The following is a 24,087-nucleotide window of genomic DNA, read 5'->3' as shown; positions in this document are numbered from 1 at the left end:
CTATGTCTACGCACATCCTTGTTACCGGTGGCTGTGGATTTATAGGTTCAAATTTAATCAAATATCTCAGCACCTTAAACTTATTTGACAAAATTTTTGTTCTAGATAATGAGATCACCGGTACTGCAGCAGCATTAGCGGGGGTTCCTCATCAGTTTATTAGAGGAGATATCAGAAACCAGAGAGATGTAGATGAAGCAGTAAAGAAAGTAGATGTCATTGTACACTTAGCAGCAGATACACGTGTAATTAATTCAATTAGTAACCCTGTCTATAACTTTGAAGTAAATGTCCATGGCACAGTAAATATTCTGGAAGCAATGCGAAGGCATAAAGTTCAATATCTTATTAATGCCTCTACAGGAGGGGCGATAATAGGAGAAACAGAACCTCCAGTACATGAATTGATGCCTGTGAATCCTGCATCGGCTTATGGTGCCTCTAAAGCTTCAGCTGAGGCATATTGTTCTGCGTATTCTCAGAGCTATGGTCTATCAATAACTTCTCTACGCTTCTCCAATGTTTATGGTCCGCTTTCGCTTCATAAGGGGAGTGTTATAGCTGCTTTTATTAAGAAAATCCTAAGAGGAGAAGCCTGTGATATTTACGGTGATGGTTACCAGACAAGAGATTTTATTTTTGTCAGTGATCTCTGCCAAGGAATAATTAAGGCACTGGAAAGAAAAGAAAGAGGAGTATTTCAGTTAGGTAGTGGCCAGCCAACCACTATTAACGAAATAATAAATTTGCTAAAGGATGTATCTGGCCATAAATATAATCTCGAACTAGCCTACCATGATTATAGGGTAGGTGAAGTTCGTCATAATTATACTGATATTACAAAAGCAACAGATTATTTAGGTTTTAAACCGGAAGTATCTTTAAGGGACGGCATTCAAATTACGTGGGATTACTTTATCAATAAGGACGATATTCTGAACAGCAGTCTTACTCATAGGGCCATACAGAATGCAGATTGACAATTTTTCAGTAGAGTCATTCCCTGACCTTAATAACTATGCTGGGTTTGAAACAGATCATAAGTTGCGTGTTTGTATTGCGACAGAAGAGATACTCGGTCCGGTGAGGAACGGGGGTATCGCCTCTACCTACTACCACCTCGCAAAAGGTTTGGCTGCGAATGGGCACCAAGTCCATGTCCTTTATCTAAAAGGTGAGATTGTCGAAAATGAAACACCTGAGCATTGGATTGATGAATTTTCCAGTTTTGGGGTGTCGCTTCACTACCTGGTTCATGCAACGGAAACGATTATAGGGCCTTCACAGACTTGGCAACGACGATATGGAGCAGCATATCGCTGGTTAGCGGACCAGGATCGCTTTGATGTTATCCACACGTCCGAATGGCGAGGCGGGTTGATTTATGCATTAATGGCGAAGAAGTTGGGTCTGGCATTTCGAGATACTCTGTTTATTGTAAAGACATCTTCTCCTCATCTATGGAATCGTCACTACCAGATGCAGCCTTTGGTAAAGAGGGAATTACTGCCGGCTAGTTTTGCTGAGCAAAAATGTGTTGAGTTAGCAGATATGGTAATTGGTGGTAGTGCTCACTTGCTCTGTTTTATGCGATATGTGGGCTATAGGTTACCTAAAGCAACTTATGTTCAACCTAATATTCTCGATTTTTCTGAAGTTCCCGTTGATGATAAACGCATTAATCGACTGCCTGGTGATGTAGTTCATACTAATGAATTGACTTTCTTTGGTCGTTTGGAGATGCGGAAGGGGTTGGAGCTCTTTTGTACCGCGTTAGATTTACTTGAGCGGACGGGAAATTGTCCTGGCAGAGTTAATTTCTTAGGTAAGTATGGTGAAGCCCTACCTAATCAAAACAATGAGAAGGTTGCGGATTATATTGAGCGAAAAGCATCTACTTGGAGTTTTGAAATCAATTGCATCACAGATTATAACCAGCTGGAAGCTCTCTCATTCTTATGCTCCAGGGATATGATAGCGGTAATGCCCTCTCTGATTGAAAATTCCACCATGGCAGTATATGAAACATTAGAGAATAATATTCCTTTTATTGCAACACGTGTAGGAGGAACTCCAGAGCTTATCGCAAAAGAAGATCATGAAAGTTGTCTTATAGCACCCTACGCATATGAGCTTGCGAAAAGGCTAGAAGAGGTACTGAAGAATGGACATAGGATTGCGCACCCCAGTTTTGATAACAATTATAACCTTCAAGTTTGGTATGGTTTTCATGCCTACTTAGCAGATCTTTTTAAGCAGTTTGGTGGGGCTGAAGCGATCACCAAGATTACAGGCTCTCCCACTTTAACAGCTTCCAATGAGCTGAAGCTACCGACCCTAGAAGTGGTTGTTCTATTGCGGGATACTGAGAGTGTTATGGAGTTTTCTGAAGCACTTTTAGTCGATAGGCCCGACTCCATTAAATTTTTATTAATCGATCCCTCTCTGGAAAATATTGCTGAGAGAGCTTCTGACTTTCTATTGGAAGCTGGTCTCAATTGTAGTTTGATGGATTTCATTGGATTTCCAGCGGGGATTGCACTGGCTAAAAGTCTTTCTGAAAGTACTCTAGATGCTTGCATTCTCTGTGATGGAACATTCTCCCGATTAGGTGGAAAATTTTGTGGTGAGCTACGCAAAACGCTTCAAATAAACCATGAATTCATAATCACTAGCTTTTTATCTCTACCTGACGATAAAGTAGTAATGCCGATAGGTGGAGATATCATCTCTGAGATCAGCTTCGGAAATGCTATAGGCACAAATATAATTTGTATTCCCAAGCTGGTATCGAGCAAGGTAGGATCAATACTCCCTTATGATATTCGCTACGGTTTGATACAAGAGTATATCTTAAGGGCGAACAAAGAATTTGGGTTTGAGTTGATGGTTATTCCTGAGTGCCATCTTTGTAGTGATTACTACTTAGAGAAACTGGAAGAATATCGAAATAACGCTAACTCAGTTTATCTACGGTCAATGTCGTTGATTGAGAATGATAATATTGCCTATCGTAAACTGGCCCTTCTTCCTTCAGCTCAGCCGATTGGAGCTAAGCTAAGACCGGCACTTTATCGGGATAAGAATCGTTTGGATGAGGAGCCTGTATGGCTTTTACATGCCGACCGGCCTCGTAAAATGAAAAACCGCAATCCCAGGGTGGTCCTTGGTTTGGACGAGAGAAATTCCCATTTGCTCTGTGTAGCTAAAGGTGCTGGAACTAGGCAATTAATCGTTAATGGGGAGCCCCAGTCAATGTCTTTAGAGCTACAAGATAACGAGCTTACTTTACATAGATTTCCAATTCCAGATAAATGGGAAGAAGGTGAAAAGTTTAATATTAAGTTTCTGTTAGAAGATCAAGAAATGACTTATACCCGTTTTATACGGGTTATAAAACTTTCTAAAAATGTATTTGCAGCTGTCTCTGGAAGTCCAATACTTAACGAAGTGGCTGTTGAGGAGATATTTAACCAGAAATATACCTGGAGTTTCTTCTCTAAATCAGAAAATAACACAGCTGAAAGCTATCCAGGAGTAGATGCTGAAGATACCAATTTATATGGGCAAAATCACGCAGAGGCAGGAGAGTTTGTAGACAAGGATTATACAGAAGAAGGTAAGGATGAGCCTGAACATGATATTGCAAAAATTATTCATGAGCAGGGAAAAATCAATGAAACTGAATTTAAACCCAAGTTTAGTTTTCAGGCTGTAATTCAAAAATCAGGTACTACCTTGCAGCGCATATTTAAGGGGTATACCGGCTCACCTATTAAGGGTTCAATTCCGCCACGAGAACTTTTTGCACTCGATCCGCGGGTTCTTGAGGGATGGGCATGGGATAGAAGCAATATAGCTAAAAATTTAGTGATTGTTTTAGAGGTGAATGGAAATATTGTAGCTGAAACCACGGCTAATCGTTACGTAGAACGTTTCGGTACTCGAAACCCGAAACTAGCTTGGTATGGATTCCGGTTTTCTTTAACCCCGGAAATAAAACAAGAAAACTCAGAAATCACCGTCCGCATTAAGGAAAATGGACTTGTCTTACGAAATGGCCGATTACGTTATCTTAAACAAATGTTAGTTGCGATCTAAGGTGGCTTGAATAATGAAAGAGCTTCACGAGGATATACGCCTTGAAGCTGTTCAGAAACCTAAACGTATTTGCATCCTAACGGAGGATATGTTTGGTCCAATAAAAAATGGTGGTATTGGAACAGCTTACTTTCATTTGGCTGTTTTTCTGCAGAGATCTGGTCACAAAGTCACCATCTGTTTCGTTAATGGTTTAGCAAAAAATCCTGTGAAAATGAAAATCACAAAAAAATTTTTTGCAAAACTCAATGTTGAATTTTATGGAGTTGCACCGCAAGCACTAGCTAAAACGACAATGGCTCGCACTATGGCAATGCCCTATGCGGCCTATGAGTGGCTCAAGAGAAATGATCGCTTTGATATTGTCCATGTCTCAGAATGGCGTGGAATGGGTTATATAGCGTTACTTGCCAAGAGTCTTGGTATTGCATTCCAAGATATACATTTTGCTGTCAAAGGTTCTTCCCCAACACTCTGGTCTGCCGAAGGTAACCAACAATTCCTTAAAGAGGAACGGCAATTGGGGTGGGTATTTATGGAGCGCAGAAGTGCCGAGATGGCAGATACTCTGATCTGTGGGAGTCAGCATTTAGTCTGCTGGATGGAAAATAATAAATACCGCCTGCCTGAGCGAAGTTACTATTGGCCAAATGTATTTTTGGACGATCTATTACCTGATAATGAAGTCATAACAAATAGTAACTTAGAGACAAAAGAATGGGTGTTTTTCGGGCGTCTTGAGCCTCGCAAGGGAATCGTTCTTTTTGTGAATGCATTAAACACTCTTGCTAAAAGAGGAGTTAGATTACCATCGATTACTTTTTTGGGAGGGTACTCTTATCGATTTGATGCGAGAAAATTCATAGAGGAAAACCAGAAGCATTGGAGTACAGAAGTATCCTTTAGATGTGATTGTAATGCTATGCAGGCTGTAGAGTATTTGAGTGGAGAAGGACGACTAGCTGTTATTCCAGCTCTGTTAGAGAATTCTCCGATTTCTGTCTACGAATGCCTTGCAACTAAAATACCATTTATTGCTGCTGATACTGGTGGTACGCGAGAGTTACTTGATGACGAAAATGGGAAAAAAAATCTGTTCAAGCCAAATCATATTGCTTTAGCAAGAAAGTTAGAACTACATGCGAAGAAACTGCCTGCACCGGGTATAAAACACCAGCGGCTTAAGAAGTCATTAGATGTGTGGAATAAATGGCATGGCCAAGAGCATTCAATTATTAAAAGCGCCCCATCTTCCAATAGACATGATCCTTTGGTTTCTATATGCGTAACTCACTTTGAGCGTCCAGACTTTCTCTATCAAGCGTTGAAAAGCGTTGAAGATCAGACTTATAAGAACATAGAAGTTATTGTGGTTGATGATGGTAGCCATTCACAAGAAGCGCTACACGCACTGGAAATTATAGAAAGTCACTACCAGAAGAAGGGCTGGCAGTTTGTATACCAGGAAAACCGATATGTAGGGGCTGCTAGAAATACTGCAGCACAAAATGCAAGAGGAGATTATCTACTTTTTTTTGACGATGACAATGTCATGATGCCGGAAATGGTGGATAAGTTGGTTAGCGCGGCAACTTTTGCAGATATTGATTGCCTGACCTGTAGCTCTATCCGATTTAGCGGCAAGGGGGCACCTAATACTCCAGAAGGTAAGCTCGGAACTCAAATTCGTTTCATGGGGCCAGCTAGAGCTTGGGCAACGAAAGTAAATATAGTCGGAGATGCTACTTGTCTGATAAAAGCTACTAAGTTTAGAGATCACGGAGGTTATACAGAGAGATATAGAACGGGTAAGGATGATATTGAGTTCTATAGCAAGCTAATTTTAGCAAAGGAAAAAGTGTCCTATTACCCTGATCCTTTATATTACTATCGCACCGGTGACAACTCTATGAAAGCCAGAAATCACCTTCAAGAAGAAGGAGATTTCAGGCAGATAAGTCCTTACCTTAAAGGGCTAGACTCAGAAGAGAAAAGCCTCCTGCTACTAAGAAAACAGCAAAAAGATGCTAAAAATAATAAAAGAGGAAAATATAAGCCAGGACTTTTAAAAAGAACGATGCGAAGACTGCGTAAATTCGCTAGGGTGAAAGTTTGAAGGTAGTTAAGTACATTGAAGGTGCTAGTGAAACACGCTTCCCTCTTATTTGTGTCTTCCGTGATGAATTGGATATTCTCCCGGCTTTTCTCGATCACTACCGTTCTTTAGGTGTGACCTGTTTCCACTTGGTGGACACGGGCAGTAGCGATAACTCGGTAAGCTATCTACAGAAGCAGAATGATGTCCAGCTATATGAAGTTGATTGTGGCTACCCCCAGGCAAACGCAGGTGTTGATTGGGTTAACAGGGTTGCCCGGGACTACTGCCAGGGAAAATGGACCCTTGTGGTAGATGCTGATGAATTTCTCTGGTTACCCGAAGTTGCAGGTAAAACTTCCTTGAAAGTTACAACTCAGCTTATGCAAAGCGAATTAGCTTTTGCTCTATATACCCCACTAATAGATTTTTTTAGTGATAATCTACAAGGAAATACATCCGACGTAAAAAATCTTCTAGAATTAATGGAAGCAACGCCTAACTATGTGTCTTATAAAAACTTTAAGAAAAAAAGCATATTAGCCTTTCCTTTTTTTGAAATTCGCTCCAAAGCCAGAGCGCAAATAGCTGGTATTTCTGATTACTTTGTTAAATCCTATAAAATTCCGCTGGTTTATTGGCGGGCGGGTTTTCAATATTTACGTTCAACCCACTCATGTACGCCGGTTCCTCTCAGTAAAAATTGCGCTTATCTTCTCCATTTCAAATTCCGGTCCGGCTTTCAGCAAAGGCTTAGTCGGGAATTGCAGAACCCTGACCGAATGAATGCTGATGTATATCGCATTTCCAAGGCCATCATTAAAAATCAGATAACTATCCCTCGGTACACATCGGATCTGCGCAAGATAGATGGATTCGGGGAAAGCGATTGGCTAACAAAGATGGATTTTGATATTGATTGGCAGAATGAAAATAAGTCCAAAAGCCACTATTTTGAGCTGCTCACAGAGCAAAAGGTAGCCTCGGAGAGCTTTCTAGCCGATAACCTGACCCGTATAACCAAGTCTTTTAGTTGGCGACTGAGCCGGCCCTTGCGCAGATTCCTGTTTCATCGGGGCATATTGCGACACGATCATTATCCAGAAAGGCTCGACCAGGATCATCCATTAGTGGATCAGACGATTGCCGTCTATGAGTCATTTTGGTGGCTGGTTACGGGAATCTTTAGACTGCCTGTCGCAATCTATCGTGCCATTCTCTGGCATAAGCTGGGAGGACGTCGCCGGACCAGGTAGGGCTTTATACAAAAAAGGCCGGGGAGGTTTGTCCCCGGCCTTTTGTTTGCATCTCAGTTTGTGCCTGAGATTAGTGTACCCAGTGGTGGCGTTCCATCTTCTCCTGTACCGCTTCTGCCGTAGGAGCGGGCATAGCGCTGATAGGCAGGCGTTCGTGGAAGAATGCCAAGCGTTCGCCAGCCCCTACTTCGTTCATGGTTTCTGCCTCAAACACACGGCCATTAATTACCGTGTAGGTAATGTTCTCTGACAGGCGCAGGTTATCCAAGGGGTTGCCGTCAACCACGATCAGGTCAGCCAGCTTACCAGCTTCAATACTGCCGATATCACTGTCCATACCCAAGTAGCGGGCACCATCGATGGTACCGGCACGGAAGGCTTCCCAGGGAGTAAAGCCGCCCTGCTCCATCATCCACATCTCCCAGTGGGCTCCAAGTCCTTCGCGCTGGCCGTGGGCGCCAATATGTACGGTGACACCTTCGTCGCGCAGCTGCTTGGCCTGACGGGCCACATTAAAGTGGTTGTAGTGGGCATCCGGTGCAGTGGGGCGACGGATAGAGCGGGGGTTAACAATAAAGTCCGGAGTAAAGCGGGTCAGGCGCTCGTTTTTCCACACTTCGGTGCGGTCATACCAGTACTCTTCACCCCAGAGACCGCCGTAGGCTACGACGAAGGTCGGTGTATAACCCACTTGGGTTTGGCTCCACAGTTGCTCCACATCGCCGTAGACATTGGCGATCGGCAGTGAGTGCTCGATACCGGTGTGCCCGTCCACAATCATGTTCATATTGTGCTGGTACTTACCGCCGCCCTCGGGCACTACCATAATGCCGGCTTCGCGGGCTGCCTGCAGCACTTGCTGGCGCTGGTCGCGGCGGGGCTGGTTGTAGCTCTTCACCGAGATGGCGCCCATTTCCTTGAGGCGGTTCACGTGGAACTGAGCGTCCTCCAGGGAGTTGATCTTGGCTTTGTAGCCTGGACCTTTGGCACCATAGAGGATGGTGCCGGTGGAGAAAATACGCGGCCCAGTGATCAGGCCAGCCTTTTGCATTTCAGCGGCAGAGAAGATCTCGCTGCTGTCATTGGAGGGGTCGTGAATAGTAGTCACTCCAAATGCCAGGCTGGAGAACAGGTTCCAGTTCTGCTGCGGGATAATTTCTTCGCGACCCTGAGCACCGTGGGCATGAGCGTCAATAAGCCCCGGTAAAACGGTTTTGCCGGTGATATCGATACGCTTCGCTTCGGTGGGAATCTCCACTTCCGCGGCGGGTCCCACGGCGACAATGCGGTTGCCCCGGAACAGAACCACACCATTGTCGATAATTTCACGGGTGTTTTCCGCATCGCGCATAGTGACAATCTTGCCGCCGGTGAGGGCAACGAGACCTGCACGATTGTCGAAGGACTGTTCAAAGCTGAGGTCGATGCCTTCAGAAACTGGCTCTGGCAGTTCCTCCGGAGCGCCGGCGACAAATTCGAAGGCATCCTTCAGTTCGCGCTCGAACAGTTTGGGGCCGTGTGCCCAGCCCAAAGTGTCGCTATCGGCAGACCAATGCAGGTTTTCACCGGCGCGCTTGGATACCTGGGTGACTTTGACCGCTTTGCTATCGGGGCCGATAACCTCGGATTTGCCGGTATGCATAAAGGGCGCGACAAAGGCTTTGAAGTCCTGGGTGAAGGCAACCCACTTGCCGTCCGGAGACAGGCGGAAAGAAGTAATTTCAGCGCCGTGCAGGTGCTCGCGCTCATCTTTGCCTTCCAGGTTGGTGCTCTTCAGCACGCGCTGTCCGCCGTCTGCGTTTTGGTACTCGGAGAAGTAGATACGGTCTTCGCTGGCGCCGAAATGAGGCTCATAGCCGGACTTTACGACCCGGCGTTGCCAGTCGCCGTCGGCGTCTGCCAGGTAAATGCCCGGTTCCAGGGAGTATTCAGGGCTGAGCAGATAGCCGCCGGTAAAGCGACGGTAGGCCACTGTGTCACCGCTTGGAGAAAAGCTTGGTTCAACGTACAGGCCCGGCTGCTTGGTGATGTTTTTACCGCGACCGTTGCGAGCGGAAACTACCCTCACATGGCCCAGGTTTTGGTCATCCCAAGAGACATAGGTGATCTCGCGACCATCGCGGGACCAGCTGGGATAGAACTCAAAGTGCTCGTCCTGGCGGGTCAGACGACGGCGCTCACCACTGGCGACATCCTGAATATAAATTTTGCCCAATGCCTGGAAAGCGACCTGCTTGCCGTTGGGGGATTTCTGCGCCCAGCGAATCATCTTCACATCGAAGGTTTCCGGCGCTACGTCTACCGGGAAGCGCACGGCATCCGCTACCTGTTTCTCAACTTTCACATGGACCGCAATCGGTGCGACGCTGTCGCCGTTGATGGAGATGCGCAGGAATTTACCGCCAGTCCAAACGACCAATGACTCACCATCGGGCATCCAGTCGTATTGAACGTAGTTGCCATGGGGGCCAAAGATTTCCTGCAGGTCGCGTTCGAGGCCGGAGTAAACCGGTGTTTCCAGTCCTGTATCCAAATCTTTCAGGAACAGGGAGGTCTGGTTGTCCTGGCGGCGAATAAAGGCCAGTTTACTGCCATCCGGGGAGGGTACAGGTGCCACTGCGCCACCGGGACCGGAGACAAAGGTCTCCTCTTCACCATCCTGGAGGTCATAGCGGTTGATAGCAAAAATTTCCTGGGTGGAGTTTTTGTTGTATTTCCACACGGTGCCGGGGGTGGTGTCTATGGAGTAATAGACATAGCGTCCATCTGGGGAGAAGGCCGGATCAGCAATATTTTTCTGGGCGATATCGCCACCGATGCGCTCTTTCAGTTGGCGACCTTCACCCCCACCGTAGTGGTACATCCAGATTTCACCGGCGGGGATACTGCGGCCAGACATAAAGCCTTTACGTGCTACCAGGTACTGGCCATCGGGGCTCCAGTTGGGCGAGTGCAGCAAGTTTTCCTTCTCTGTCGTGAGCTGGCGAAGGTTGTCGCCATTACGATCCATCAGCCAGATGTTGTCGGCGCCGTCACGGTCGCTGATAAACACGATGGTCTTGCCATCCGGGCTGAAGCGCGGCTGCATATTCCAGGCGATTTCATTGGTCAGGGCTACCGCCTCTCCGCCTGCTACCGGCACTGTGTAGATATCGCCGAGCATATCGAACAAGATGGTTTTGCCATCTGGGCTGATATCCAGGTTGCTCCAGGTGGTCTCGCGGGTGTCCAACTGGATCGGTTTGAATTCGTAGGGTGGCTTGTTGATATCCCAGGACTGGGCTTCCGCCTTTTCTACTTCCTTTTCTTTGGTAGCTTCGAGAGCGCTTTCGGCTTCTGCCACAGCACCCATCGGCAGGGTCAGTGCCAGGACAGCCAGAGCCAACAAATGGCGGCGCGGCTTGTTCTGCTTGGTGGTGTTCATTGAAATATCCCTCCGCCCGATTCTGTGTTTGGCGGCTATATTTGTTTTGTTGGGTTGAGTAACCGGTTGATTTCACAGGGGGTAAATTACCGGGATCAAAGCGGCGCAGCAATCTTAATGCGTTGAATACCAGGGCCCCGGGGCGAACTGTTGTTCGCTTGAGTAAACCGGGTCTAGTGGCCACAATGCACTCAAATTTTGTAGACGATTGGAATATCGACCCGTTATGACTATCGATGTTGTGGTTTTGGCCGCCGGAAAAGGCACCCGCATGCACTCTGACCTGCCTAAAGTGCTGCATCCTATTGGCGGTATTCCCATGCTTGAGCGGGTAATTGATACCGCCATGTTGTTGGGAGAGGTGCAGATTACCGTGGTAATCGGGCATGGCGCAGACCTGATACGTGACCGCTTTGCTGATCGTGGTGTCAGGTTTGTGGAGCAGGAACAGCAACTGGGTACCGGGCATGCCGTGGCCCAGGCCGTGCCCTATTTCCGCGAGGGAGCCACTGTTTTGGTGCTCTATGGTGATGTGCCTCTGGTCAGGGCCGGCAGCTTGCAATCACTGCTATCGGCAGCGGATCACGGACCTGCCCTGCTGTCAGTTGAAATGGCCAATCCCGCCGGTTACGGGCGCATCGTGAGGGATAACAGCGGCTGTGTGCAGTCGATCGTTGAGGAAAAGGATGCCGATGCGGATACCCTGGCTATCCGTGAGGTTAATACCGGCATTTTGGCGACTCCTGGAGCACTGTTAGCTCGCTGGTTGCCGGAGTTGTCCTGTGACAATGCTCAAGGTGAATACTACCTGACCGATATTATCGGTCGTTCGGTCGGTGAGGGGATTCCTGTTACGGGCGTAATTGCCAGTGATCCACTGGAAGTGGCGGGAGTAAATAGCCGTGCGCAGCAGGCGCAGATGGAGCGTGCTTTGCAGCATAACCATGCGACCAGTCTTATGAATGCGGGGGTGACTTTATTGGACCCCATGCGTATAGATGTTCGCGGCAGCCTGGAGTGCGATACCGATGTCTCTATTGATATTAATTGCATTTTCGAAGGGACAGTTTCACTGGGTAAGGGAGTACAAATTGGACCTAATTGCCTGCTAAAAAACTGTCGCCTGGCAGATGGCACCAAGGTAGAGGCCAATTCCATCATCGAAGGCGCTGAGATTGGTGAGGCTTGCACTATCGGTCCCTTTGCGCGTTTGCGTCCGGGCACAGAGCTGGCCACCGGTGCCAAGGTGGGTAACTTTGTCGAAACCAAAAAAGCCAAAATTGGTGAGGGCAGTAAGGTTAATCATCTCTCTTATGTAGGTGATGCCCTGGTGGGCGAAGCGGTCAATATCGGTGCTGGCACCATTACCTGTAATTACGACGGTTTGAACAAGTCCCTGACCGAGATCGGCGATAAAGCTTTCATTGGCTCTAACACGGCTCTGGTAGCCCCGGTAACTGTGGGCGCTGGAGCCACAGTGGGTGCTGGCTCCACCATTACCCAGGCGGTGGGGAGCGAAGAGTTGGCGGTAGCGCGCAGCAAGCAGCGCAATATTAGCGGCTGGCAACGTCCGACCAAGAAAAGCTAAATAACCCTTACCGTAATTGGGTTGCCCCTCGGAAACTGTAATTCCGGCGGTCCTTCCCTCTCTACGCCTGTTGATAGCCACCCTATCCATTAAACTTGCGCTTCGGGAACTAAAGGAATGGCCCGATGCACAAGCCCAGATTACAGCTGCTTGCCAGTTTTGATATTGCTTCGCTGCAATATTTGGATGAACAGGGACAGACGACTCAAGCCCTACCGGAATTTGCCACCCCGGATACCCTGATTGCTTACTACCGCCAGATGACGCTGGCTCGTATGGTGGATGATCGCGCGGTAAAAATGCAGCGTACCGGTCAACTTGGCACCTATCCCTCCAGCCTCGGCCAGGAAGCTATTGGTGTTGGTCTCGCAGCCGCCATGGCCAAAGAGGATATCTACTGCCCCAATTATCGGGAGACAGGCGCTCTTCTGGGACGGGGCGTCACTATCGAGGAGATCTACGCAATCTGGGGGGGCGATGAGCGGGGGCAGAACTTTCGCCATAGCCGCGAAGATTTGCCCTTGAGTGTGCCTATAGCCACCCAGATGTTGCACGGTGCCGGTGTAGCCTTTGCCCTGAAATATAAACATGAGCATTTCGGTGAACCCATGCGCGTCGCTGTCTCGACCGGGGGCGATGGATCTACTTCGCGGGGAGACTTTTACGAGGCGATAAACCTGGCTGGGGATTGGCACCTGCCTTTGGTGATCGTTATCAACAACAATCAATGGGCTATTTCCCTACCGCGAGATGAGCAAACTGCCTGTAAGACCTTGGCACAGAAGGCTATTGCCGCCGGAATACCTGGCTTGCAGGTAGACGGCAACGATGTGATTGCCGTTCGTGAGGCGGTGGGTGATGCCGTGGAGCGGGCGCGCAGTGGTGCTGGCCCAGCTCTGATCGAGGCGATCAGCTATCGCCTGTGTGACCACACCACCGCCGATGATGCCAGTCGCTACCAGCCCAAAAAAGATGTCAGTGAAGCCTGGTCTCGGGAGCCTCTGCGGCGCCTGCGATCCTACCTGGAAAACTGCGGTGCCTGGGATGATGCGCAGGAAGAAGAGCTGCAACGGGAGCTGACCCAGAAGCTGGAGAGAGCGGTCCACATCTACCGGGAAACCCCCAGAGATGCCGCCACGGCAATATTCGATCACCTCTATGCAAAGTTGCCGGAGCCTTTTCTGGAGCAGTATCAACAGTTGCAGGGAGATAGCTAATGGCTGAGATAACTTTGGTCGAGGCTGTCACCCAGGCTCTGGCTTACGAGATGCAAGCAGACCCGATGGTGGTTCTATTTGGTGAAGATGTTGGTCTGAACGGTGGCGTATTTCGCTCAACTGAAGGGTTGCAGGCCAGGTTTGGTCGGGACCGGGTGATGGATACCCCCTTAGCCGAGACCATGATTGCCGGAATGGCTGTCGGTATGGCGGTGCAGGGCCTGCGACCGGTGGCTGAATTCCAGTTTATGGGTTTTATCTATCCCGGTCTCGATCAGATCCTCAGCCACGCCTCGCGCTATCGCAATCGCACTCGCGGCCGCCTCTCCTGTCCGATTGTCTATCGGGCCCCCTATGGAGGTGGAATCCATGCACCGGAGCATCACTCTGAGAGCACTGAGGCCCTGTTCGCCCATATTCCAGGTCTGCGCCTTGTGGTGCCCTCCTCTCCTGCACGGGCCTACGGTTTACTATTGGCGGCGATTAGAGACCCGGACCCGGTAATTTTCCTGGAGCCTAAACGTATTTACCGAGCAGTTCGCCAGGAAGTGCCCGACTCTGGTGAAGCTCTACCGCTGGATCGCGCCTTTGTGTTGCGGGAGGGCTGCGATATTACGCTTATTGCCTGGGGCGCTTCCCTCAAAGAGACCCTGCAAGCCGCAGAGCAGCTCGCAGAGGAAGGGGTAGAGGCTGAGGTTATCGACCCGGCCACCCTGAAACCCCTGGATATCCACACGGTAATAGACTCCCTGGAGAAAACCGGGTGCTGTGTCGTTGTGCACGAGGCGGCCAGGTTCTGTGGCCTGGGTGCCGAGTTGGTCGCACAGATTAATGAGTATGCCTTCGATCTTTTAAAGGCACCGGTACAGAGGGTGACCGGTTTCGATACGGTGATGCCCTACTATCAACTGGAGGATGAGTATCTACCCGGAGTCCCGCGTATTTTATCGGCCGTACAGGAAGTGCTGGACTACGCCAACGGAGGGGCACAATGAAGACTTTTACCTTGCCGGATCTCGGCGAAGGTCTGCCCGATGCGGTAGTGCGGGAGTGGCATGTGTCTGAGGGGGATACCATAGCCGCCCACGAAACCTTGGTGACAGTGGAAACCGCTAAGGCCCTGGTGGAAGTGCCGGCTCCTTGGGGCGGCACTATTGAGAAGTTGTTTGCGGCAGTGGATGAGACCGTGAATGTTGGCGACCCCCTGGTGGGATTTATGGCCGAGGGAGAAGTCGCAGATGAAAGCCCACCCACTAAAGCTGAAGAATCGGAACAAGAGACTAGTCCTCGGGCCGACAGCGGCACGGTGGTGGGAAAAATAGAGCAAGGGCAAGGTGTGTTGGGGGCTGAGCGGGGGCCGGAGGTGGGCTTAAAGCGCCTGGCCACCCCGAGAGTAAGGGCCTTGGCCAGGCGTTTGGGGGTAGATTTACAGTCAATATCATCAGCGGGTGCACTGGTAACGGAAGCTCAGGTACTTACTGCGGTGGGGCCGGAAACAAAGGCCAAAACTGTGGCGAAGGGGCAGCATCCATCACCTGCCCGCGCTTCTGCCGTACAAACTACAGCCGTTGCACCCCAATTCGATTCTGAGTCCGAAGTCATGACGCCTGCACGTCGCGCAATGGGTTTGTCCATGAGCCGTGCGCGGGATGAGGTAAAGCAGATAACGCTGTGTGACGATGCAGATATCTCCAACTGGTGGGGTAGTGCCCCGGCGCTACTGCGATTGATTCGTGCAGTACAGGAAGCTTGCGAGGCGGAACCTACCCTCAATGCCCTGTATCAGGATGAGAAGCTGGCGCCGCAGGGCAGTATCAATATTGGCTTGGCAGTGGACTCTCCACGAGGGCTCTATGTGCCGGTACTCAGGGATGTCGCCCAGCGTACTGATGAAGATCTGCTCCAGCAGGTGGCGGACTTTAAACACCAGGCCCGCGAGACCGGGATCGCCCAGCGAGACCTTCAGGGGGCAAGCATACTTCTCTCCAACTTCGGCTCCATAGCCGGTCGTTATGCCACTCCGGTAGTCATGCCGCCCACTGTTGCCATTGTCGGTGCCGGGCGGGTGTGCCAGGGAGTTGTGGTGGTAAATCGATGGCCGGCACTTCGCCCCCTACTCCCTCTCTCCATCAGTGCCGATCACCGGGCCGTTACCGGTGGAGAGTTGGCGCGCTTTCTTCAGACAATGTTGGAAACTTTGTCTCTCTAGCAGACAGTCTGAGTGAGTCCTATACCGGTATCTAATCTGTTGAGTAATGGTTATTGATAAAAGTTGTGGGAACTTTAGTTTCGTTTTGCTATCTTTAAGTTTCGAAATGAAACTTATATGCCTATGTCCAAACGCAACACCCAACAGCGCCGCCACGGTATTCTCCACTTGTTAAATGAAGTGGGAGAGACCACTGTCGAGCAATTGGCGCGGCAGTTCGGAACTTCGGAAGTTACGATTCGAAAGGATCTGACGGCAATGGAAAATCACGGCTTGTTGCTGCGCCGCCACGGCGGTGCTATCCCAGTGCCGAGGGAGTTGGTCAGTGAAGAAGGGCCCTCTGGGAGTAAGCGGGCCATTGGTCGAGCCGCTGCTGAGCTGATACCGGATCACCACCGGATTGTGATCGATTACGGTCGCACCACGGCGGCAATGATTCCAGAGCTTGAAAGCAAGCGTGGCCTAGTGGTGATGACCAACTCGCTGCATGTGGCCAATGCACTGCGCGAACTTGAAAACGAACCGACGCTGTTGATGACCGGAGGCACCTGGGACCCACACTTTGAGGCCTTCCAGGGGCAGGTTGCAGAACAGGTACTGAGAGGATACGACTTCGATCGCGCTTTTATTGGTGCCGATGGAATCGATTTGCAACGCGGTACCTGTACTTTTAATGAACAAATTGGCCTCTCCCGCGTAATGGCGGAAGTTGCGCGGGAAGTGGTTGTATTGGCGGAGTCCAGTAAAGTGGGGAAGCGGATTCCCAATCTGGAATTGTCCTGGGAGCAGGTCGATATCCTGGTAACTGATGATGGCCTGGCGGATGCCGTGGGCCAAAAACTGGAGCAGCTGGGGATCCAGCTCATTTGTGCCGCTGAAGATAGGAGCAGAGGCGCTCAGCCTGAAATGTTAATGGGCGGCGAGACTCCTGGGTTAATGAGGAAATAATTATGTGCGGAATCGTAGGCGCGCTGGCACAGCGCAATGTGACGGGGATTCTTCTGGAAGGGCTGCGCCGCTTGGAGTATCGCGGTTACGACTCAGCTGGAGTCTGCTTAAGCAGTGGAGATGGCCAGCTGCAATTGCGCAAAAGCCTGGGCAAGGTCGCAGATTTGGAGGCCAAATTAAGTGAGGAGAGCGCCGAGGGCCATATTGGCATTGCCCATACCCGTTGGGCTACCCACGGTGTTCCCTCCGATGAAAATGCCCATCCCCATCTGTCAGGCCATATTGCTCTGGTTCACAACGGCATTATCGAAAACCATCAGGAATTGCGTTCAGAGCTTCAGGGAAAAGGCTATGAATTTGAGTCCGAAACCGATACTGAAGTTGTAGTTCATCTTATTCACTCATTAAGTGCCGAGGGCCGCAGCCTGGTCGACTCTGTGACTGAAGCCACGCATATACTGGAAGGTGCCTACGCCCTCGCGGTTGTTAGTCATGAAGAGCCAGAAGTTTTGGCCTGTGCACGCTCTGGTAGTCCCCTGGTCTTGGGGGTGGGTATTGAAGAGAACTTTATCGCCTCTGACCCTATGGCCCTGCGGCAGGTGACTGATCGCTTTATATTCCTCGAAGAGGGCGATGTTGCGGAAGTGCGTCGCGGTGGCATCGCAGTTCGAGACAAGTTGGGAGAGGAAGTCAGTCGCCCGGTGCACAAGTTGACCGGTGGTCATGAAGCTACCGATAAAGGGCGCTATCGCCACTTTATGCAGAAAGAGATTTTCGAGCAGCCCCAGGTGGTCGCAGCCACTCTGGCGGGCCGTATCGGTGAGCGCTCAGTGTTGGCCCAGGCCCTCGGTGCCCGCGCCCAGGAGATTTTGCCCAAGGTGCAGCAGGTACAGATAGTAGCCTGTGGCACCAGTTACCATGCGGGTATGGTAGCCCGCTATTGGCTGGAGGACTGGGCCGGTATTCCCTGCTCGGTGGAAGTGGCCAGTGAACTGCGCTATCGCAAGAAAGTGGTGCGTCCGGGGACGCTGTTTGTGAGTATTTCCCAATCCGGTGAAACGGCCGATACCCTCGCCGCCCTGCGCCAGGGCAAGGACCTGGGCTATCTGGCCTCCATGGCTATCTGTAATGTGCCCAATAGCTCATTGGTGCGAGAGTCTGAGCTATCGCTAATGACTGAGGCGGGCCCTGAGATTGGTGTGGCCTCGACCAAGGCCTTTACGACCCAATTGGTAGCATTACAACTATTCTGTATTGCACTCGCTAAGGTCAACGGCCTGTCGGCGGAGCGTGAAGCTGAACTGGTCAGCGCCTTGCACCAGTTACCTGAGCTAATGGAGAGTTTTACCGGTCTGGATAAGGTGGTTAAAAACACCAGCAAGGCCTTTGCAGAGAAGAATCATGCTCTTTTCTTGGGTCGCGGTGTTGAGTTTCCCATTGCCCTTGAAGGTGCCCTAAAGCTGAAGGAAATTTCCTATATCCACGCAGAGGCCTATCCCGCCGGTGAATTGAAACACGGCCCCCTTGCACTGGTAGACGGCGATATGCCCGTGGTTGTCGTTGCCCCCAACGATGAGTTGCTGGAAAAGCTCAAGTCCAATTTGCAGGAAGTGCGCGCGCGGGGTGGGCAACTATTTGTTTTCGCCAGCCCCAAGGCCGGATTTACCAGTGAAGAAGGTATTACCGTAGTGGAAGTTCCAGATTCCCCAGAGAGTCTGGCGCCGATTCTCTACACCGTGCCGCTACAGTTACTTAGCTACCATGTAGCGCTGTTGAAAGGTACGGATGTGGACCAACCCAGAAACCTAGCCAAATCAGTCACGGTTGAATAACCACTCACCAGCTGCAAAAGGTTTATGCGCAAGCGAGTAAGGCTGTGCGAATTTACCACCTCTGATGGCGTCACCCTGCGCTATCTGGAGGCCGGCAACGGCCCTACATTATTGATGCTACATGGCTGGTCCCAGGGGGCGGTGTTGTACAAACATCAGCTCGCTGGGCTCAGCGATCAGTTTCGTGTGATCGCACTGGACATGCGCGGTCATGGCCAGTCTGATAAGCCCGATCATGGCTATCGGATTTCCCGCCTCGCCAAGGACTTGCAAGAACTGATCTCATGTCTGCAACTGGAACCCCTTCATTTGCTCGGCCATTCCGCCGGCTGCTCGGTGATATGGAGTTACCTGGAAATGTTTGGTGGGGATAGGGTCAGTGCACTAGTGCTTATCGATGAACCCCCCTGTCTACTGGCAGATCCCGCCTGGAGTGAAGCGGAGCGATTGGCAGCTGGAGGCATACTGACCCCGGAGAGCCTCTACCAGTTTGTGGATAACTTGGTTGGAAATAAAGGTGTTGAGGCCACTCGGCAAATTCTTATGTCTATGGTCACGCCTTTAATGGGGAAAACTCAACGGGATGAGCTGGTTGCGGTTAATCTGCAGTGTCCCCGACGCTGGGCTGCAAAGCTTTTTGTGGATAACGTAACAAAGGATTGGCGGGATTTTATCCCTAGGATTGATAAGCCGACGCTAGTGGCTTTCGGTCGCGCCAGTCCACACCCAATTGAGTGCCAGCAGTGGATTCACCAGCAAGTTGCGGGTTCCAGGCTTGAGATCTTTGATGTGGCGGAAGGAGGAAGCCATTTCCTGTTTCTGGAAGCAGCACAAAGATTTAATGCTTTGGTGAGTAAATTTCTTCTCAAGTTTTCCACAGATCGCCATTTCCCCTTGCCCTAGTTCAGCTTTGTGGATAACTGTGGATAGAGTTATCCATAGTTACTGGAATTTAAAAAAATAATTGAAACAGCTTCTGCGAGAAGGCAGTTTTTCCTGTGGATATTCCTTTTTAAGATACCTCCACACTCGTTACCCCATTGGAAAAGGATAAAACTGATGATGAAGGCCGTCGGTTATCAACAGTCTCTGCCAAGCAGCGATAAAGAAGCGCTACAGGATATAACCCTCCCCATACCGCAAGTCTCCGGCCGGGATCTGCTGGTAGAAGTACAGGCCGTTTCAGTTAATCCGGTGGATACTAAAGTGAGACAGCGGGCCAGCCTGGATGCCGGTCAGTGGAAAGTGCTTGGCTGGGATGCTGTGGGCATAGTGAAAGCGGTAGGCCCGGAAGCGGGACTCTTTAAGGTTGGCGATCGGGTTTGGTATGCGGGAGATATCTCCCGTTCGGGCAGTAATGCCCAGTATCAGCTCGTGGATGAGAGAATCGTTGGTACTGCCCCCAAGACAATTGGCTGTGCCGAGGCGGCGGCTCTGCCCCTCACTGCAATTACCGCCTGGGAAATGCTATTCGACCGCCTGCAAGTTGCGGTGGGTAAAGGGGCAAACAACAAGTCACTGCTGATCATTGGTGCCGCTGGTGGCGTGGGTTCGATTATGGTCCAGTTGGCCCGTCGTCTGACCAATTTGACTGTGATCGGCACTGCCTCCCGTCCCGAAACCAAAAGCTGGCTTGAAGAGCTTGGAAGCCACCATGTGATCAATCATCGGCAGTCCCTTAGCGAGCAGTTAAGTCGCGAGGGTATCGATGGCGTCGACTATGTCGTTAGCCTCACTAATACCGAAGACCACTTGGCGGAAATTATCAAAAGTATCAGACCTCAAGGAAAGTTTGGTTTGATTGACGACCCCGCCTCCCTGAATGTTATAGCGCTGAAACAGAAGAGTGTATCTCTGCATTGGGAGTTTATGTTTACTCGCGCGCTGTTTACTACCGAGGATATGGTTGCCCAGCATGTTCTGTTGAATGAACTTGCGGAATTAATTGACCAGGGATTAATTAAAACCACTATGGGGCAGAATTTTGGGAAAATAAACGCGAATAATCTTCTTAAAGCGCATCAGCTTATCGAATCCCAGGCTGCAAAAGGAAAGATAGTCCTAGAAGGTTTTTGATAGAGTAAACTCTACCCTACCCAGAGTCTTTTACATGACATTTGGGTAGGAATTTACTTTGAGTATGCATTCCTAATTATTCGATAAAAGAAGTTAAGTTTAAGATACTTATTTTTCATTATTTGGAAGTAAATTTTTTCTTATATTTCTACCGAGAGAAAATAAACTGATAGAAAAGGCATCAAAGTCACTTTTATATTTTTTCCGCGTTAGGCAATCAACGTTCTATTAAGGTATTTCCCCTCGCATAGAAAATAAAAGTCATGTTATAACCATCCCTCGGCATTTTCCAATGATGAGAGGGCCGCTTGGTGACTACAACAGAAAAAAATAAAATAAAAACTGGTATTGGTGCTGCTGTTATGAATGGCGACATCAGTATGTTGCTCGGCGAGCCAACCCAGCCGCCAGAGCAAGTACGTGAAGAGCGCAAGAGAAAGCTTACAGCGGCTTTTCGTTTGTTTGGAAAGTTTGGTTTCGATGAAGGCGTTGCCGGTCATATCACTGTTCGAGACCCTGAACATGATGACCACTTCTGGGTAAACCCCATGGGAGTTTCCTTTAAACAGATGACGATGTCGCAGTTGTTGCTGGTCAATCATCAGGGTGAAGTGGTCGAAGGTAACGGCTATCTCAATGGCGCAGCTTTTACTATTCATTCTCATATACACAAGACCCGATCCGATATTGTTGCCGCCGCGCATGCTCATTCGATCTATGGAAAAAGCTGGTCAACCCTCGGGCGTCTTTTAGATCCAATTACCCAGGATGCCTGTGCCTTTTATCAGGACCACGGTTTACTGGATACCTTTTCCGGCGTGGTATTGGAAATGGGAGAAGGTGCGGCCCTGGCCAAAGCTTTGGATAATCACAAAGCTCTGATATTGCAGAATCACGGCTTATTGACGGTAGGCAAATCAGTAGATGAAGCCGCCTGGTGGTATATCACCATGGAAAGAAGTTGCCAGGCGCAGTTACTGGCAGAAGCCGCTGGTCAGCCTGTTTTGATTGATCCAGAGGTAGCGATACGAACTCGGGCGGTTGTGGGAACCGAATTGGCGGGGTTATTCAGTTTTCAGCCTTTATACAATGTTATCGCAGAAGAACAGCCAGAAATGTTTGAGTAAAAGATTATTGAAAATTCTGCCAAGTTTAGAGCGGAATTTTTGAGATCCTTTAGAACGCGGGTTCTTTTTCTCAGTATTTATCTCCTGTTTTCTATACTCGCTTAAACTGCCTGATATTGAGTGAACTGCAATAGTTACTCGATAGAGATCTATTTTTATAAGATGTTACAGGGAACTTTAACGAGTAATGCACTACCTGGTTATCGCGCTGGTGCTGTTATTAGTTGTGGCCATTACTCTGGTTATTGCGCGCCTGTTGCCCTTACCCATCCCATTGCCTTTGTTACAAATTACTGCGGGAGCAATATTAGGTAGCTTTTTCGGGATTGAAATCCCCCTAGAGCCAGAAATTTTTTTCCTGCTGTTTGTGCCGCCCCTGTTATTTGTTGCCGGCTGGCGAATACCTAAAGGCGCCCTGCTTCGAGACATCGGTGTTATTGTCACCCTGGCTATTGGCTTGGTGCTCTTTACTGTTGTGGGTATGGGATATTTTATCTCCTGGTTGGTGCCGGTAATGCCGCTGGCGGTAGCTTTTGCTGTAGCTGCGATTCTGGCGCCGACCGATCCCGTGGCGGTATCAGTAGTTCACGGCGGAACGTCCATGCCGCCACGCCTGGAGCATATCCTCGCCGGAGAATCCCTTTTTAATGACGCCTCGGGCCTGGATATTTTCCGTTTCGCAGTCATTGCCGCTCTCACCGGGACTTTTTCATTTCCCCATGCACTAGCTGGTTTTTTCTGGGTCGCTATTGGCGGTGTGGTTATTGGCACTGGAGCAGCATTTGCCTGTGGATATATTTTACGTCTGCTGGTCAGAATTGGAGGAGAGGACACTACTGTACAAGTTCTAGTGAGCTTGTTGGTGCCATTTGCTGCTTATATCGCCGCTCACACATTACAAGTATCGGGTATTTTAGCGGCAGCCAGTGCAGGTATTGCGACTCACTATACCACCTTACATGGGGCGGAAATGTCCACTACACGAATGGACCGCCGCGCAGTGTGGAAAACGGTACAAGCTGTTCTGGATGGTATTATTTTTGTTTTGTTGGGAGAGCAATTGGTTCGAATTACCGGAGCGGATTTCTCTGGCGCGCGTCACACCGGTGACTTGATGATCATTTATTATGTCCTGGCAATATTTATTGTGCTGCTGCTTTTACGTTTTGTTTGGGTCTGGGTATCTCTATACCTTTCGCGCTTTGGTCAGAAAGTCGAATCTTTTGGTACACATTTTTTATTGGTAAGCGTGTTGACGATTGCTGGGGTAAGAGGAGCTATCACCCTGGCGGGAGCCTTTTCTCTTCCTCTTACTTTGAATAATGGAAATCCCCTACCTGGTCGTGATCTGGCATTAATTATTGCTATGGGGGTTATTTTACTGTCGTTATTACTCGCTGGATTTTTACTGCCTGTTCTTTTACGTCACTTACCTGAAGCGCCGAATTTTGCTGCAATTGGAGATGAAAAGGGAGCGCGAATTTCTGCTGCGAAAGCAGCGGTTAATCAATTGATAAATATGCGGCATGATATTGATCGACGCGAACTAAATCAGGATCTCGCTTTTGAGGCGGTGGATCACCTCTTGGCAATTTATCGGCGGCGTATCACTTTGGGAGACGATGAAAGCGAAGAGATTATCTGGATGCGATCCAAAGTAGAGCGCCACTATCATCTCGCTGCACTTTCTGCCGAACGTGAACAACTATTGGAGTTACGTATCACAAGAAAGATTGATGATGAACTTCATCGCAAACTTGTTTTAGAAGTTGATCTGGTTGAGGCGAGTTTAATAAGCAAAGAGTAAATCTCTATCTTGTAACTATCATTGTCGATCTGGAAAATTCTTAATATGGAATTCGTAGAGCTTTATGCAGATGATGGGGTTTCACTGCTTCGGAAAAGAGTTATAGACAGTCCACAACGTGAGCCTTTGGGTAATTATTCAACCCCCTACCCCGCCAAGCAGGTGCAGTTCCGTGAATTTACCGGGGGCCAGCGATTTGATTGGCACTGCGCCCCACAGGCACAATTTATTCTTTATCTTGAAGGCAGAGTAAAGCTAACGACCAGTTCCGGCGCGCAACATACCTTTGCTCCCGGGGATATCTTGTTAGCCAATGATTTGCAGGGAGAGGGGCATATCAGCGAAAGCCTGAGTCCGGGAAGGGCTGCCATTGTTGTACTCAGTGATAGCCCTCAAAGTCATTAAAC

At 49.4% G+C, this 24,087-nt stretch carries 16 protein-coding genes; 15 read left to right on the top strand and 1 reads right to left on the bottom strand.

The genetic code is table 11. The features are described from left to right. Positions 1 to 2 precede the first annotated feature (2 nt). Genes BTJ40_RS21950 through BTJ40_RS21935 form a run of 4 tightly spaced genes read left to right on the top strand, consistent with a single transcriptional unit; the run spans position 3 to position 7,452 of the window. Positions 3 to 980 (top strand): NAD-dependent epimerase/dehydratase family protein, encoded by a 978-nt coding sequence (locus BTJ40_RS21950; protein WP_108735081.1) that lies wholly within the window; start codon positions 3 to 5, stop codon positions 978 to 980. Next, positions 970 to 4,101: a glycosyltransferase family 4 protein gene (locus BTJ40_RS21945; protein WP_108735080.1), complete on the top strand. Its 3,132-nt coding sequence runs from the start codon at positions 970 to 972 to the stop codon at positions 4,099 to 4,101. The genes BTJ40_RS21950 and BTJ40_RS21945 overlap by 11 nt, the downstream gene beginning before the upstream one ends. Before the next feature lie 13 nt (positions 4,102 to 4,114). Then, entirely contained in the window at positions 4,115 to 6,217 is a 2,103-nt protein-coding gene (locus BTJ40_RS21940) for a glycosyltransferase (RefSeq protein WP_108735079.1), read from the top strand. Next, positions 6,214 to 7,452 (top strand): glycosyltransferase family 2 protein, encoded by a 1,239-nt coding sequence (locus tag BTJ40_RS21935; RefSeq protein WP_369974264.1) that lies wholly within the window; start codon positions 6,214 to 6,216, stop codon positions 7,450 to 7,452. Before BTJ40_RS21940 ends, BTJ40_RS21935 begins: the two co-directional genes overlap by 4 nt. Positions 7,453 to 7,522: 70 nt before the next feature. On the opposite strand, the gene BTJ40_RS21930 is transcribed toward BTJ40_RS21935, so the two are convergent. Next, complete coding sequence (locus tag BTJ40_RS21930) at positions 7,523 to 10,876, bottom strand: amidohydrolase family protein (RefSeq protein ID WP_108735078.1); 3,354 nt, start codon at positions 10,874 to 10,876, stop codon at positions 7,523 to 7,525. A gap of 226 nt (positions 10,877 to 11,102) precedes the next feature. Here BTJ40_RS21930 and glmU point away from each other — a divergent pair, with 226 nt between their 5' ends. The 11 genes from glmU (at position 11,103) to BTJ40_RS21875 (ending at position 24,085) form a co-directional block, all read left to right on the top strand. Further along, positions 11,103 to 12,464, top strand: a complete 1,362-nt coding sequence (glmU, locus tag BTJ40_RS21925; protein WP_108735077.1) for a bifunctional UDP-N-acetylglucosamine diphosphorylase/glucosamine-1-phosphate N-acetyltransferase GlmU — start codon at positions 11,103 to 11,105, stop codon at positions 12,462 to 12,464. Between the two features lie 125 nt (positions 12,465 to 12,589). After that, entirely contained in the window at positions 12,590 to 13,681 is a 1,092-nt protein-coding gene (gene pdhA, locus BTJ40_RS21920; RefSeq protein ID WP_108735076.1) for a pyruvate dehydrogenase (acetyl-transferring) E1 component subunit alpha, read from the top strand. Further along, positions 13,681 to 14,676, top strand: a complete 996-nt coding sequence (locus tag BTJ40_RS21915) for an alpha-ketoacid dehydrogenase subunit beta (protein WP_108735075.1) — start codon at positions 13,681 to 13,683, stop codon at positions 14,674 to 14,676. Before pdhA ends, BTJ40_RS21915 begins: the two co-directional genes overlap by 1 nt. Further along, positions 14,673 to 15,890, top strand: coding sequence for a dihydrolipoamide acetyltransferase family protein (locus BTJ40_RS21910; protein WP_108735074.1), 1,218 nt, complete (start codon positions 14,673 to 14,675; stop codon positions 15,888 to 15,890). The genes BTJ40_RS21915 and BTJ40_RS21910 overlap by 4 nt, the downstream gene beginning before the upstream one ends. A 123-nt stretch (positions 15,891 to 16,013) precedes the next feature. Next, positions 16,014 to 16,838, top strand: a complete 825-nt coding sequence (locus BTJ40_RS21905; protein ID WP_108735395.1) for a DeoR/GlpR family DNA-binding transcription regulator — start codon at positions 16,014 to 16,016, stop codon at positions 16,836 to 16,838. Positions 16,839 to 16,840: 2 nt separating this feature from the next. Then, entirely contained in the window at positions 16,841 to 18,670 is a 1,830-nt protein-coding gene (gene glmS, locus BTJ40_RS21900; protein ID WP_108735073.1) for a glutamine--fructose-6-phosphate transaminase (isomerizing), read from the top strand. A gap of 24 nt (positions 18,671 to 18,694) precedes the next feature. Then, complete coding sequence (locus BTJ40_RS21895) at positions 18,695 to 19,573, top strand: alpha/beta fold hydrolase (protein ID WP_108735072.1); 879 nt, start codon at positions 18,695 to 18,697, stop codon at positions 19,571 to 19,573. A gap of 159 nt (positions 19,574 to 19,732) precedes the next feature. After that, a complete protein-coding gene (locus BTJ40_RS21890) occupies positions 19,733 to 20,746 on the top strand; it encodes a zinc-binding alcohol dehydrogenase family protein (RefSeq protein ID WP_108735394.1) in 1,014 nt (337 codons plus the stop codon). 311 nt (positions 20,747 to 21,057) lie between these two features. Next, positions 21,058 to 21,873, top strand: a complete 816-nt coding sequence (locus BTJ40_RS21885; RefSeq protein WP_238152091.1) for a class II aldolase/adducin family protein — start codon at positions 21,058 to 21,060, stop codon at positions 21,871 to 21,873. Between the two features lie 187 nt (positions 21,874 to 22,060). Continuing rightward, positions 22,061 to 23,680, top strand: coding sequence for a Na+/H+ antiporter (locus tag BTJ40_RS21880; protein WP_108735071.1), 1,620 nt, complete (start codon positions 22,061 to 22,063; stop codon positions 23,678 to 23,680). Positions 23,681 to 23,725: 45 nt separating this feature from the next. Beyond that, on the top strand, positions 23,726 to 24,085 hold the full coding sequence (locus BTJ40_RS21875) for a hypothetical protein (protein ID WP_108735070.1): 360 nt from the start codon (positions 23,726 to 23,728) through the stop codon (positions 24,083 to 24,085). Positions 24,086 to 24,087 lie beyond the last annotated feature (2 nt).

Origin of the sequence: Microbulbifer sp. A4B17, from assembly GCF_003076275.1 — a bacterium.
Taxonomy (GTDB): domain Bacteria; phylum Pseudomonadota; class Gammaproteobacteria; order Pseudomonadales; family Cellvibrionaceae; genus Microbulbifer.
Note: the sequence above shows the minus strand (reverse complement) of the source record. Positions and strands in the feature narration are given on the sequence as shown.